The organism is Seinonella peptonophila (genome assembly GCF_900129355.1).
GTDB lineage: Bacteria > Bacillota > Bacilli > Thermoactinomycetales > Thermoactinomycetaceae > Seinonella > Seinonella peptonophila.
The window spans coordinates 102160-116817 of the sequence record NZ_FQVL01000007.1 but is presented as its reverse complement, the minus strand read 5'-3'; the positions used below and the strand labels follow the sequence as shown (position 1 = coordinate 116817).

Genomic DNA, 14658 nt, shown 5'->3' with positions numbered 1-14658 from the left:
CTTTCTATGTAGCACTTATCACTTGATTCAGTTTTTTAATTTGTTGTTCTTGTATGAGTCGCTTACCGAGTTCTTTTATCGTTTTCTCGGGAGTAGGAGGCTTGTAATCAGGGATCAGTTCAGTCAATGGAATGATCACAAAAGCGCGCTCCCACATTCTAGGGTGTGGCACGATTAAGTCTCGTGTATGAATCTGTTCATGATCAAACAGTAAGATATCTATATCAATCGTCCGTGGACCAAAGCGAATCGTGCGTGTACGTTTAAGTCGCTGTTCAATCGCTAACATCTCAGACAATAGTACATCCGCAGGTAGCTCCACTTCAATTTCACACACCATATTAAAAAAAGAACCTTGATCGACATAACCAACTGGCGCTGTTTCATAGATGGAAGAGAGTCGTGATATCGATATGCCTGCTACTCGATTGATCTGCTGGATTGCTTGCTGCAAGTGCTGCAAACGATCTCCTTGATTACTCCCTAAGCCAAGATAAGCTATATTCATGATCCTGCTCGACTCCTAAAAATCACGACACTCACCGCTTCGTAATGCCCCGGAATTGGCGGATTTGGTTTTTCAACTTTGACACGAATCGCTTTGATTGGGTACAGAGACAAACAACGAGCTGCTACCTTCTCTGCCACTCGTTCAATCAACTTTACCTGATGCCCTTCTACTACTTGCTGCACTTGTTGATAGACATCAGCATAGTTCACTGTCGCTTCAAGGTCATCTGTTTGCCCAGCTTTCTCTAATGAAAGATATAAGTCAAGATCAACAAAAAAACGTTGTCCTAGTCGATTTTCTTCTTCTAAAGCACCATGATACCCATAAAAAGCCATCCGTTTCAATTGGATATGATCCATCATGGAGTAATCAACACTAACTGTCAAGCGTTTCACCCCAATCATTATTCAACATTGCATCCATCATCCGACAAACGCGTACCATCTCCTTTACATCATGTACACGGACAATGTGACACCCTTTTGCAATCCCTAATGCTACAGTCGCCGCAGTACCTTCTAGTCGCTGCTCTGGTGGCAAATCCAAGGTCTTCCCAATCATCGATTTACGAGAGGTTCCAAGCAAAACAGGATACCCTAAGGCAACGATCTGCTCAAGATGTTTCATCACATGCAGATCCCCGTGGTACCCTTTTGCAAAACCTATCCCTGGATCAAGAATCACATGCTCTTCACGACCACCTGCTTGAAGATAAGTGTTTACAGATTCTAGCAATTCTTGTTTGATCTCTTTCATCATGGATGAATAGACTGTATTTGATCGATTATGCATGAAAATCATCGGAACATCGAGCTTTGCAGCTACTTTTCTCATTTCTGGGTCATACTTTCCGCCCCAAACATCATTGATTATGCTCGCACCTGCTTCTATCGCCTCTTTTGCCACGCTCGCTTTATACGTATCGATGGAGATCGGCACTTGAATCGTATCTGCTACAGCTTGCACAATCGGAATCACTCTCGCTAACTCTTCGTCTAAGGAGACAGATTGATGCCCCGGACGAGTCGATTCACCGCCTATATCGATGATATCTGCCCCCTCTTTCACCATCTGCATCGCATGTGCCACCGCTGCTTCAGGCGCTAAATACTTTCCACCATCAGAAAAAGAATCAGGTGTTACATTTAATATGCCCATTACCAATGTCCGCTCACCAATTGGTAATTGATATTTCCCTGTTTTGATCACTCGTTGCAATTCCACACACCTACCGAACCATAGAAAAGTTATTCAAGTGCTCTTAATATACCTTATTTCATTCATCATGAAAAACTATTTCTTGGCCTCAGATTTAAAAATTGAAGATTAACTAGATTCATATTTGCACAGCAAAAAACACCTAGCGTAAACATGCTAAGTGTCTATTAGTAGATAAAGTAAAGGTTCCGTCAATATTTCACGCTTCGCCTCCATTTCAGGATGCGTTGATGTCTTCAAGGCGCCATGACTGCTCACTCAGGGCGGTATCAACTTGGCTACCTCGTCATAGTGAGACTTGCAGCGCGTTAGCTGCTTAGCGAAACTTGTGCATGGCGTGTGCAGACAGTACTACTGACTATTCTTCGTTACACAGTCGTGGCTTGGTAGCGCCTAGTAAAATGCGGGTTAAGGAGTATTTTTCCGCCCGCAGCGAAATATTGACTCCACGATTTCTTCTTCTACCCAATTGTACGAACCTCTTCATTTCATCAATTGGATTTTTCATCAGTCTGAAACCTAGCGTAAACATGTTAGATGCTTTAATGGTTTTCTAACATTATTCAGTATCAAACTGATACAAAGGTGTGCTGAGGTAACGTTCACCATTACTTGGGGCTACAGCAAGCACTTTCTTTCCTTCACCCAATCGACGAGCAATCCGAACTGCCGCCGCTACAGCAGCCCCAGTCGATATTCCACCTAAAATCCCCTCTTCACGAGCCAACTTACGCGCCCATTCGAATGCCTCTTCATTATCAATTCCGATTATTTCCTGATAAATTTCTGTATCCAAAATATCGGGTACGAAATTAGCACCAATTCCTTGAATCTTATGTGGTCCAGGTGTGCCGCCTTGCAAGATAGGTGATGCGCTTGGTTCAACAGCGATGATTTGAACATTGGGGATTTTATCTTTTAAGACACGACCAACACCTGTGATCGTTCCACCTGTTCCTACTCCTGCTACAAATGCATCTAATTGGTCGCCAAAATCTTCAACAATCTCTTGCGCAGTTGTTTCAAAATGAATCTTTACATTATCTGGATTTTTAAATTGCTGAGGTAGAAAATAATTGTCATTCTCTTTCGCTAGTTGCTCTGCCTTGGCAACTGCCCCTTTCATTCCCTCTGAACCAGGAGTTAAGTATAATTCCGCTCCATATGCACGTAATAGATTTCTTCTTTCTAAACTCATGGTATCTGGCATAACCAAAATGGTCCGATAGCCCTTTGCTGCTGCTACCAAAGCTAAACCAATTCCCGTATTTCCGCTTGTCGGTTCAACGATTACATCACCGGGTTTTAAGTCACCCCGTTGCTCAGCTTCATGAATCATACTATAAGCAATCCGATCTTTTACACTGCCCCCAGGATTAAAAAACTCAAGCTTTAAATATACATCTGCATCCGATTTCCCAACAATTCGATTTAATCGAACGCTAGGTGTACGGCCAATTAATTCCAATATATTATTTGCGATTGTCATGGAGTGATTCCTCCTATTCCTATTAATCATATAGGATTTTATATATTATCTTATCAATGTCCATCCACAACTGTCAAGCAACTTCTCTCAACAGATCGATCTCTTTTTTTCTTCCCTTTGTCAGTTTCGTTTACACAATTATTTATAACCAGAGTGTAGACAAAGCTCCGTGATCGGCGGCTCGTGATCGTGGCTTACGGCTTTGCTCCGACCCGGGCTTGCAAGGATGTGAATCTGTCCGCGTTCTGACAGCTTTTGTGGTCGGGCAAAACTCGCCTCCTCCGGCATCCGCCTGCGGAGACTTGAACAGTTTGCCCGTAAGGAAAATACCGCTTCAGCTGCCATTCCGCTAAGTTGCGCCCGAAATGGAGCTTTGCCGATTACCTCTCCACTCGTTTAAGGGGTTTTCTTCAAGCTGAATTTATAACGTCGGATGCACGCTTAATTGATTCGATTTCTCTCAGTTGTGAGAGATTACATAAGCATCCCCCGCATTTCATACGTAGGGGGTGGTCAAGCATGATGAAAAATTACAAATATGCAGGCGCAATCCGATCACAAATGTGCTACCTCGTTTGCTCATTGCTTCAAACGGACTTCTTAGTTAAGACCTAGAAATTCTATCCTCCGAACCATCTACTGCTCCTTGTAACTTGCATCATCCTTATCCACATGCTATGTTGAAATCAAGTAGGTAGTTGCCCTTTTCACCTTGTCCAGATTGGAGCATTTACAAGGTGAATTCGCTAGATCCCTAGTGAAGCTACCGAACAGAATCAGATTCCGTTCGTAACTGCCTGTGGCAGCAAACCCGAAAGGGAAAGTCATGTCCAAATCGTCCTTCCTCCGTCCGAGCGCCGCCACCTCAGTGAGCATCGGGACCACCCTCATCGGCCTGCTCATCGGGTTTGACAGCTTCATGATGACGGTCGTCATCGGAGTCCCCGCGCTCTTCGCCCTCTGTGTGCTCTTCGCCGCCGTGCGCATCTCCAAGAAGATGGAGCAGCAGAGCACCGTCGGCGGGCACTTCGCCACGAAGCTGGAGCTGTTCGTCAAGAAGTGGCGTCCGGGCATGGCGCTGCTCGGCTTCTACGCCGGCGCGATCGTCAGCCAGTTCCCCTTCCTGTTCATCCTGTTCGCCATCGGGATCGTCGTCGCCGTGAAGATGCGACCGGCCGACGAGGACAACGCCGAGGACTGACCCTCCCACAACCCCGGGTCACGGCACGCCCCCGCTCTTCGGAGCGGCGGGCGTGTCCGTCATTTTAAGGTTGATCAATCAACTGCAACAACTGTGTTTGATCAAAATGATACTTTTCATTGCAGAAGTGGCAGGTTACCTCTGCATAGCCGATTTCGTCTATAATCGATTGGATTTCTTTCTTCCCTAGACTTCGTAACATATTTGCCACGCTCTCATTCGAACACCGACACGAGAATGTTACTTCTGTTTGTGATAAGAAATTTAGATTTTCGCCAAGTATGTGTTCCAATAGCTTCTCTGGCGAGCCTCCTTGCTGATAAAAATCGGTGATCGACGTGAGCTGACTGATTCGCTCTTCTAAGCGGGAGATCGTCTCATCTGTCGCTTGAGGTAATACTTGAAGTAGATACCCACCAGCTTGTAGAATCTGTTCTCTCTGTACCAAGATACCAAGTCCTACAGAAGAAGGCGTCTGCTCTGATGTGGTAAAATAATAAGTGAAATCCTCAGCCAATTCACCTGAAACAATAGGCGAGCTACCTTGGTAAGGCTCCCGTAAGCCAATATCTTTTGAGATATGGATCATTCCCTGACCTACAGCCGCTGCTACATTTAATTTACCATCTGGATAGTTGGGCACTTCAATCTGTGGCTCATCAACTAATCCGCGAACTTCACCAGCTCCATTGGCATGTACGATCACCTTGCCAAGTGGACCATCACCCTCAACCCTGATTGTCACCACTTCTTGCTCTTCTTTTAAGATCGCACTCCAAATGGCACCCATCGTTAAAGTGCGCCCCAATGCAGCGCTTGCTACAGGGAATGTGAGATGGCGATTGACTGCCTCCTGTACGAGTGAACGTGTTTCCGCAGCAAAAGCACGAACTTCACCGTTTCGAGCAATCGCACGAACAATATAACTAGACATTTTCTTGTTCACCTCTATTTCTTTCATAGATCAGTCGCAACCCTTCTAAAGTAAGCCAAGGCTCGATATAATCAATGGTATCGGCATCCTCTGCTATCAAACGGGCCAACCCACCAGTAGCAACAACAGTTGGCTTCTTTGTCAATGTTTGCTTAATCCGATTGACAACCCCATCTACCGACCCTACATATCCATAATAAAGCCCTGACTGCATCGCATTGATCGTATTCCGACCGACCACTTCTTCTGGCCTAGCTACTTCAACACGGGGCAGCTTTGCCGTGCGTGAGACTAAAGCTTCTAACGAGACATGAATCCCAGGAGCAATAATCCCTCCTCGATAATTCTTATGTTCATCAACAAGACAAAAAGTTGTAGCCGTCCCAAAGTCTACGATAATAACAGGGCCTCCAAATTTTTCGCTGGCAGCGACTGCATTTACAATCCGATCTGCCCCTACATCACGTGGAGAGTCATATAATATATTCATTCCCGTTTTTACACCAGGTTCTAGCACAATCGGGTCAATCGAAAGATATTTTTCTGACCATTTACGAAGTACATAGGTGAGTGGTGGTACGACTGATGAGATCGCAACACCTTTTATATTGCCCCATTTTAAATGAACATCTTGCAGTAAATTTTTGATCAGCATTGCATATTCATCTTCAGTCGCTTCACGATCTGTATGAATGCGCCAATGATAGACCAATTCACGTTCCCGATAAATTCCTAATACAATATTTGTATTGCCTACATCGATTACAAATAGCATAGATACCACCCTTCCTATACATAAAAAATAGCACCCCAGGCCTGGAGTGCCAGATTGTGAACCCAATTAATCGTTATTTTTCTTCTCTTCATGGGTTGACTCACGATCAGAATCGGCTGGCTCTGTATCGTCTGTTGTCTCTTTCACTTCATCGTTGCGATCTTCTTTACCTTTAATATTTACTACTACATCTTCATCTTCTAAGTCGTCTTTTAGCTCACCTGTCTCCAAAAGCTGTTTAATTTGATTTTCATCTAATGTTTCACGCTTCAGCAGTGTTTGAGCCATTAATTCCAACTTATCACGATGCTCTGTCAACAACCTTTTTGCACGATCGTAGCATTCTTGAATCAGCTCTTGCATCTCTTCATCAATCAGCCGTGCAACTTCTTCACTATAGTTCTGCTCATGTCCTAGATCGCGACCGAGGAAAACTTGACCTTGAGAACGACCAAATTGCATCGTTGCCAATCGTTTACTCATTCCATACTCTGTGATCATGGCACGGACAATCGCTGTCGCCTTCTCAAAATCATTACTCGCCCCTGTACTTACTTCACCAAAGACGACATCTTCGGCAACACGACCACCGAGTAAGCCTGTTACGCGATCAAGCAGTTCACTTTTGGTAGCTAAGTAACGATCTTCTTTAGGCAACATCATTGCATAACCGCCAGCTTGCCCACGTGGAACAATGGTTACTTTATGAACTGTATCCGCATTCTCACAATAATATCCAGCTAACACATGACCAGATTCATGATAGGCAACAATCTGCCGTTCTTTCTCAGAGATCACCCGACTTTTCTTTTGAGGTCCAGCAATCACGCGATCAATCGCTTCATCGATCTCTTCCATACCGATCTCTTTCTTATTAAATCGAGCGGCCAAGAGAGCAGCTTCATTCAACAAGTTTTCCAAGTCGGCGCCTGAGAAACCAGTGGTACGTTGAGCGATAACACTCAACTTCACACGCTTGGAGATTGGTTTATTTCGAGCATGAACACGAAGAACTTCTTCGCGTCCTTTCACATCCGGACGATTGACCAAAATTTGACGATCAAAACGACCGGGGCGTAATAATGCAGGGTCGAGAATATCTGGGCGGTTTGTTGCAGCCATGATGATGATTCCAGCATTTGCATCAAAGCCATCCATTTCGACGAGCAATTGGTTCAATGTTTGCTCACGTTCATCGTGACCACCACCGAGTCCAGCGCCACGCTGACGACCTACAGCATCTATCTCATCAATAAAGATAATACATGGTGCATTCTTCTTCGCCTGTTCAAAAAGATCACGAACCCTTGAAGCACCTACACCGACAAACATTTCTACAAAGTCCGATCCACTAATGGAGAAGAAAGGTACCTTTGCCTCTCCAGCGACTGCGCGTGCAAGTAAAGTTTTACCTGTACCAGGAGGACCCACAAGCAAGACACCTTTTGGAATCCGCGCACCAATCGCTGCAAATCGTCGATTATCTTTTAGGAAATCAACTACCTCTACAAGCTCTGCCTTCTCTTCATCAGCACCTGCTACATCATCAAAGGTGACTCGTTTCTTATCTTCATTATAGAGCTTCGCTTTGCTTTTACCAAAGTTCATCACTCTGCTTCCGCCGCCCTGCGCTTGGTTAAGCAGGAAGAAGAACAAGAGTAAAATGATCACAAAAGGTATGATCGATGTAAAAAATGTTAGCCAAACGGAGTCACTCTTCTGTTTCTCAAAAGTTACCTTCGTTGTTTTTGCATGATCCAAGTCTTGAACGACAGTACTTCCTTCATACATCGGTCCTTGGGTGACAAATGATCTCTCAGGCTTTCCTTTGTATTTACCCTCAATATGATAAGTATTTCCCTCAGCACGAACCGTCACTTCTGCAATCTTGCCAGCTTGTAACTGCTGTCTATATTGAGTATAAGTAAGCTGCGAAGTCTCTGTTCCCGAGTTCGCCACCATATTTACAACCCCAAGGGTTACAAGGATGAGAATGATATATAGTATCCCGTTCCTGAGGAAGAAGTGTTTCATCCTTGGCCTCCTCTCAGTTCACATAAAAATATTTTACCCTATATGATAGACTTCCTTTTTTAAGACACCAATATAAGGTAAATTCCTATATTGTTCATCATAATCCAATCCAAAGCCGACAATAAACTCATTCGGTACTTCAAACCCTACATAATTCGCCTCTATATCAGCAGTGCGACAGATCGATTTATCCAGTAGCGCTACTGTTTTGACAGATGCAGGGTTTCGCTGTTCCAACAGGTCGACTAAATGTCGCAGTGTTAAGCCAGTATCAATGATATCTTCTACAATGAGTACATGACGCCCTTCAATCGATATATCCAAATCTTTCATAATGCGTACAACCCCAGAAGATTTCGCGGAACTTCCATAGCTGGTAACGGACATAAAATCGATTTCTAATGGTATTTCAATCTGTTGGATCAGAGCGGACAGGAAAGGAACAGCTCCTTTTAAGATACAAATACATAATGGCTTTTTGCCATGGTATTCCTCTGCAAGTTGCGCCCCTAATTCTGCCAATCTCTCCTCAATTTGCTGCTTGGTGAATAAGACTTTCTCAATATCTCGATTCATGGTATGCCTGCTACCAAAGTACATAGAACTGTTTTTCATTTAGGGCGTATAGTACCACTATCCACAAGAAGTGACCGAAATATACCTTCCTATGTATCTCAAGTAACAGTTCGTCACCTACCCTTCCCATACTTACGCCAAGTTAGATAGAGATAGCGCCTTGTTTTGGAGGAAGGCGCTGCAATTTTGGAGCAACGCACACCTGGCACCCAAATGACTTCATCTTCAAAGGTGACGATGGGTTGCTGATCCCGGTTGGCTGCGGGAATTTTAGCCTCCATCAGCAAATCTTTTAAACGTTTTCTCCCTTTCATCCCTTGACAATACATACGGTCTCCAGGTCGACGACTACGCACAAAAAGCGATCCACACATTTGATCTGCATCAAAGACCGCTTGGGTATTATCTTCGGTCCTATACGGCAGTGTAGCAAGCAGCTTCACTTCTAATTCACCATCAAATTCTGGTAACTTTGTAACACCAGGGATCAAAATTTTTTTCATCGTATGATCCTGATGGTGCTTAGCACTTTGCATTGATATCAAACAGGATTCATACTCTCTGTAAGCGACTAAACCATGTGGGAGGGAGATTTTTACCGATGGAAGATGGTGATGAAGAACTTTTCTCACCTGTTCTACCATTTCCAGCGATACTTCGCTTGTTCCGTTTTTCACAAGACAATTTAATATTAGTTTAACTACTCTTCTTTGTAAAGCAACGGGTAGGTGAAGAAATGATTCTACATGAATCCGATATGTATATGCACCCTGTTGCTTCACATGTTTTTTCATCGCTTCGGCCACTAAGGATTGCCACATTTCTTCTTCTGTTTGAGCTAACTGACTTAACTGTATAAATGCTTCTTTTACACGTGGATTATACGTTAGTAGTAACGGAACAAGCTCTTTACGAATCCGATTTCGAGTATAGTGCAACGATTCATTGCTTGAATCAAATCTTGGAAAAAGCTTCTGCTCATCGCAATACGCTTCAATTAGTTGCCTTTGTATGGCGAGTAATGGGCGAACAATTGTAAGTTCCTGCCATGTATATGTCCAATGAATTCCACTTAGACCTTGAATGCCTGTTCCACGAAGCAGACGCATCAATAATGTTTCTACTTGGTCATCCGCATGATGAGCAAGAGCTAGTTTTGTAATGTTAAGTTGCTTTGCTACTTTTCGAAACTGTTCATAGCGAAGTTCACGTGCTACTGCCTGCAAATTCCCCTTTTTCTGTTTCACCTCCATTGAAACATCAATTCTGACTGTGTGACAGGGAATCTGCCGTTGCTGACAAAATTGGGTTACATATCGGGCATCCTGATCGCTCTCCTCACCCCGCAAAGAGTGATTGACATGTATGACAAAGAGGCTCCACTGACCAATTTCGCGCAACTGGTGGAGCCCGTGTAACAATGCGATGGAGTCGGGTCCACCGGATACACCGACCAGAACCCGCTCCCCCTCATCTATAAGCGAATATTCACGAATCGCTGTCTGTAAACGATCGAGAAACAATCATTTTCTTCCCTTCAGTGAGTAGACTCGATCAACCCAAATACACAGTTAAGATGATGATATTTTATACCATTTCCCTTCATAGAACAAGCACTTATTAAGAAAGTGCTACTTGTGTTCTTTCCAATCTAGCCATACCAGGTAATCGAATGGTTGACCATTCTGGCGTATACCGTTCCAGTTTTGAGACAATTACTGTCATATCATCATGAATCGCACCCTGATGATATCGAACCACGGCTTCGAGCAAGCAATCAGCAAAGTCTTGAGGATCACGAGTCTCAATTTCAGAAATCATTCGTGTCATAAAGGCATCTTTATTCAGAACATGCCTCGGGGCATCATAAACGCCATCTGTCATCATAATTAATAAATCACCTGAACGCAAACGCATCTCTACCGGCTCTACCTGAATATGGCTCAAGATCCCGATCGGCGGGCTCTCGCTGGAAACCATAAATACTTCTTTGCCCCGTTTAATAAACCCTGGTGTCGAACCAATCTTCATAAAGCGACCAGCCGCTGTATGCAAATCTACTAAAGCCAAGTCAATAGTTGCAAAAATTTCATCAGCTGAGCGCAAACTTAATATGGAATTGACCGTTTCAACGGCAGTCTCTTCTTTCATCCCCGCTTGCAGGAGCCTCTTCAACAGTTTGAGCGCTGCACTACTTTCTTCCTGCGCACGCTGGCCATTTCCCATACCGTCACTTAGAGCAACTGCATATTTCCCCGTTCCTAGATTCATATAGCAATAACTATCACCAGAAATATAGCGTCCACCTTTCGCTGCATGGGCAACTCCTGTCTTTAATGTGTAACGCTGTTCCGAACCTAGCGTAATTAATGATCCGCTCGAATGTCCTTTGATGACTTTCCGATAAACAGCAATCGGCTCTCCTAAAATCTCAGTTAATAAAGGAGCTATCAATTTTCTACACTCATCAAAAGCATCCCGATGAGGCATAGTTACCTCAATTTCAACTCTTCCCTCCTCTAAGTTGATCACATCAACACGTTGAATGGAAAGTCCAAGTTCTTCTAATGATTCATGGATCTGCTCCTCCTGTGCCGTCAATACCTTTGTCTCATGCCGAATCTCAGTGGATAACCGTTCCATCACCTCAGACATACCCATCAACTGCGTCCCAACCATCCTTTTTGTCTCTTTTAACTGTTCTTTCCATAAATGCTGTTCCCGTTCCCTTTGATATTGGATGCGAACTTCTTGTAATACTTTTTCTGAATGAATACAGTAGCGTGACCAGTGACTTGGCACTCCTTCTGCATCCGCTTCTACCCATGCCATTAATCCTGTGATTTCCTGATACGTGCGCATCAGATTTTGGTCCCAACAGTGCCGATATCGTTTACAACCAAAGCAACTTTCTTCCATCACACCTTGAACAAAGTGATGTAGTTGCTCCTCGTCCTCTCTCTTTTTTTTCCCCGAATCTTCACGAAAGCTAACTGCTAACTCACTGAATAATTCGGCAAAATGATCTACTTTTGCCGCAGTTACATCACGTAATCGCCGCACATAATCCTGATGCAACGTTTGGTTCTCTGGGGTTCCAGGTACATAGCGAGCAAATGCGTGAACCCAGGAACTCGGAGTGAGTAGGAATAAACCTAACGCAATGCTTGTCTCACATAGGGACAACAACAACTGATCTGTCCCCATTTGAAAGAGGGATAAAATAGTGGAACCCAGCAAAAAACCAATCATGGAACCAAAACGTTTTCCTTCTTGAAATAAGCCTGCCATAAGTCCAGCAAAGGTTAACAAACCCATTTGAATCATCGATTTTGGATCGGATAAACAAATTGTCATTCCAATGACAACGCCAATTGATGCTCCTAACATCCCTCCACCTACAAATGCAAATAGACAAATTAGATATCTTGATATGATATTGACAATGGATAACTGTTCGATTTGCCATTCCAGCATCCCTGTGATAACAGAACCTAATAGGATAATCAAACAAATAATTTCATCAGGACGAAGAAAAACCCGTTTCTTTCGCATGGTAAAAATCGGTAGAGAGTGAACAAAAATAAATGTTAAAATCACACTTAGTAATAAATCAACACCTGCTAACATAAGTTGATAAACAGTCCAACCCTCATACCAACTCCATCCACATTGCCCTATGATGCTGCTGATTGCGACTAATAATGGAGCTAAATGAATCTGGTCCTTATGAAACCAAAGAAAGATTCGATGAAATAAGACAAAGAGAATGAGAAAAACGGATATCTTCGCTACATGCATCCAATCGACTGTTGCACTACCCATGACCAAAAACAACATCACTGATGGCCATTGTTTCTTTGCCAAATACATGACAACTGCTAAATATGCAATCGCAAAAGGAGAGACGCTCTCTAAAATGGTTGCTCGTCCGAGTAAAAACCCCATAAGTAGTACTGGAAGATTATATACTTGGATCAGGCGATTCATTTTGTTACTACATACATGCTGTAGCCTTAGCCACCATTCTCCTCGCCCCCGTTTCTTTTTTGGTTGAATCGCTTCCAACATTGCCACCCTCTCTTTTATTATCTAAAACCAAACGGGTCGATTCGAACTCTTTTGATTCGGCTTCGAACAAAGAGAAGATTTTATATCAATTTATGCTTAATCCGCATTCTGGCCCTCTTCAAGAAGATCGACTCCGTAGGTGTGAACATCATTATAACGAGTGTGCCAGGAAAAGTTTGTCATAATTACTTATGTATGAAAAAAAAGATTCGACAGATCAAAAGTATGGTCATCACTTTAGATACCTATAAAACGAACATATAGACCCTCCTTTTTCACTAGAGAAATCACATACTTTCCGTCTGACTCTGTCGGATCAGTCTGTAAAAACTGAGATAACGACAAACGTTTGTATGAAATTCCAACATCTGGCATTCTATTCATACGCATAAAAAAACAGTCATCACTTTTTGTGAGATGACTGTGTTTCTCCATGAATCATATACATATTCGCATCATGGATAAATGCGGGTATTAATTTTCTTTGGGATTGAAGTTGAATCATATGATCAAGTGTTCTTAAAGCATGAATTTGTTGTCTTCTCTTTAAAACACCTTTTTCCAATGCGTCTGCAAACTCATCAATATCGATTAATTGATAGCTGTGATCAGGACGGACAATGAGGTCGAATAATAAATCAACCATTACATAGCGCAATCGACCCACTTGTTTCATTTCCATCACATCACAATAATAATAAAGAAATTCCCCTGAACGTCGAAATACTTTCGATATGGTATAACCTTTACGTACAAAATAGTAGGTTAAGAAAATCCGCTTCCCATCTGGATTGGGATATTGAGTGGAAAAACAGTTACGACCACGCCAATCCCGGACCTGTTCAGTATACGTTTTATTGATCGTTGTAAATTTCACTTTTTTGATTGAAACATTCACATGACCACTCCTATACCCCAATAAAACATTTCTATTATAAGCTACATTGCTTCGGATCATGCTTTTATGAAAATGATAAGAAAACAACTAAATATTGATCAAAAGGGCTATCCCCAGTATATGGCTCAATCAAGTTTGGTTTGTAGTCATGTTCGAATCAAGATTGAACTGATTCAGTCAAATCTGATTTTTTATGTAGTTTATGATAAGTTCTGCATAATAAAGTGAAAACGCATCATTTGGCAAACAAAAAAGCGAAGGCGAGCTCAGATCACAGAGCCTTCCTCGCCTTCGCCTGTTTGGTAGCGGTGAAGGGCCTCGAACCCCTGACCTTACGGGTATGAACCGTACGCTCTAGCCTACTGAGCTACACCGCCATATTGGTTGCGGGGACAGGATTTGAACCTGCGACCTTCGGGTTATGAGCCCGACGGGCTACCAATTGCCCCACCCCGCGACAATGTAAAACTTTGCGAACAAGAAATATTATATTACCATCATTTATGAAAGTCAAGGAAAAATATCATTATATGAAACAAAAAACCAACTCTCACAAAAAAGTAGAGTTGGTTTAATCTTTTGGTACTTTGTAATTTTGCTCTCCTTGTTTGCTATAACCCAAACGATGGGCTAATTCCAGTAGATACTGAGGGGAGTGGAGATCCCGCACTTGATCTTTCAACTGTTTTGTCTCTGCTTGCACCACGCGCAACTCTCCTTGCTTTGCTAATAACTTTTCTTCTTGATCCCATATTCGGATTTGCTGTACGGTTAGCTCAAACAAAAACCAAATGACAAAGAGGGACATGATGGATAACCAAAAAATTCGTCGACGCTTGACAAGTGGGTGTAATCGATCAGATTTCCTGACTTGCCCTTTTGCTTCCACGGATCGATCCTTCATTTGTCCTCGAAATGTTAATATTTTATCAGCGGAACGATTCATTTCTA

At 43.0% G+C, this 14658-nt stretch carries 14 protein-coding genes and 2 tRNA genes; 1 reads left to right on the top strand and 15 read right to left on the bottom strand.

Annotation, left to right across the window (positions count from 1 at the left end; translation table 11 throughout):
* Positions 1-4: 4 nt before the first annotated feature.
* The 5 genes from folK to cysK form a co-directional block, all read right to left on the bottom strand.
* Positions 5-508 (bottom strand): 2-amino-4-hydroxy-6-hydroxymethyldihydropteridine diphosphokinase, encoded by a 504-nt coding sequence (folK, locus tag BUB71_RS12290; protein WP_073155126.1) that lies wholly within the window; start codon positions 506-508, stop codon positions 5-7.
* A complete protein-coding gene (gene folB / locus BUB71_RS12285) occupies positions 505-897 on the bottom strand; it encodes a dihydroneopterin aldolase (RefSeq protein WP_340148300.1) in 393 nt (130 codons plus the stop codon). The genes folK and folB overlap by 4 nt, the downstream gene beginning before the upstream one ends.
* Positions 887-1729 carry a dihydropteroate synthase gene (gene folP / locus BUB71_RS12280; protein WP_422785141.1) on the bottom strand — a complete coding sequence of 281 codons (843 nt, stop codon included), beginning with the start codon at positions 1727-1729 and terminating at the stop codon, positions 887-889. The genes folB and folP overlap by 11 nt, the downstream gene beginning before the upstream one ends.
* A gap of 358 nt (positions 1730-2087) precedes the next feature.
* Positions 2088-2237 carry a hypothetical protein gene (locus BUB71_RS19620; RefSeq protein WP_175552361.1) on the bottom strand — a complete coding sequence of 50 codons (150 nt, stop codon included), beginning with the start codon at positions 2235-2237 and terminating at the stop codon, positions 2088-2090.
* A gap of 51 nt (positions 2238-2288) precedes the next feature.
* The gene (gene cysK / locus BUB71_RS12275; RefSeq protein WP_073155124.1) at positions 2289-3218 is read right to left on the bottom strand and encodes a cysteine synthase A; all 930 of its coding nucleotides are present in this window, start codon (positions 3216-3218) and stop codon (positions 2289-2291) included.
* Between the two features lie 826 nt (positions 3219-4044).
* Here cysK and BUB71_RS19120 point away from each other — a divergent pair.
* A complete protein-coding gene (locus BUB71_RS19120; protein WP_139279087.1) occupies positions 4045-4419 on the top strand; it encodes a hypothetical protein in 375 nt (124 codons plus the stop codon).
* A 64-nt stretch (positions 4420-4483) separates the two neighbouring features.
* Here BUB71_RS19120 and hslO read toward each other — a convergent pair whose 3' ends face one another.
* The 10 genes from hslO to BUB71_RS12215 form a co-directional block, all read right to left on the bottom strand.
* Entirely contained in the window at positions 4484-5353 is an 870-nt protein-coding gene (hslO, locus tag BUB71_RS12260) for an Hsp33 family molecular chaperone HslO (RefSeq protein WP_073155121.1), read from the bottom strand.
* Positions 5346-6128 carry a type III pantothenate kinase gene (locus tag BUB71_RS12255; protein WP_073155120.1) on the bottom strand — a complete coding sequence of 261 codons (783 nt, stop codon included), beginning with the start codon at positions 6126-6128 and terminating at the stop codon, positions 5346-5348. The genes hslO and BUB71_RS12255 overlap by 8 nt, the downstream gene beginning before the upstream one ends.
* 66 nt (positions 6129-6194) lie before the next feature.
* Positions 6195-8162 carry an ATP-dependent zinc metalloprotease FtsH gene (ftsH, locus tag BUB71_RS12250; protein WP_073155119.1) on the bottom strand — a complete coding sequence of 656 codons (1968 nt, stop codon included), beginning with the start codon at positions 8160-8162 and terminating at the stop codon, positions 6195-6197.
* Between the two features lie 33 nt (positions 8163-8195).
* Positions 8196-8738: a hypoxanthine phosphoribosyltransferase gene (gene hpt, locus BUB71_RS12245; protein ID WP_073155118.1), complete on the bottom strand. Its 543-nt coding sequence runs from the start codon at positions 8736-8738 to the stop codon at positions 8196-8198.
* Positions 8739-8851: 113 nt separating this feature from the next.
* Positions 8852-10261, bottom strand: a complete 1410-nt coding sequence (gene tilS, locus BUB71_RS12240; protein ID WP_084731513.1) for a tRNA lysidine(34) synthetase TilS — start codon at positions 10259-10261, stop codon at positions 8852-8854.
* Positions 10262-10358: 97 nt separating this feature from the next.
* Positions 10359-12809 (bottom strand): stage II sporulation protein E, encoded by a 2451-nt coding sequence (gene spoIIE, locus BUB71_RS12235; protein ID WP_073155117.1) that lies wholly within the window; start codon positions 12807-12809, stop codon positions 10359-10361.
* Positions 12810-13212: 403 nt separating this feature from the next.
* The gene (locus BUB71_RS12230; protein WP_073155116.1) at positions 13213-13707 is read right to left on the bottom strand and encodes a ribonuclease FAU-1 family protein; all 495 of its coding nucleotides are present in this window, start codon (positions 13705-13707) and stop codon (positions 13213-13215) included.
* A 300-nt stretch (positions 13708-14007) separates the two neighbouring features.
* Positions 14008-14084, bottom strand: a tRNA-Met gene (locus BUB71_RS12225).
* A 4-nt stretch (positions 14085-14088) separates the two neighbouring features.
* Positions 14089-14164: transfer RNA gene (locus BUB71_RS12220), tRNA-Met, on the bottom strand.
* Between the two features lie 114 nt (positions 14165-14278).
* Complete coding sequence (locus tag BUB71_RS12215; RefSeq protein WP_073155115.1) at positions 14279-14653, bottom strand: FtsB family cell division protein; 375 nt, start codon at positions 14651-14653, stop codon at positions 14279-14281.
* Positions 14654-14658: the final 5 nt, after the last annotated feature.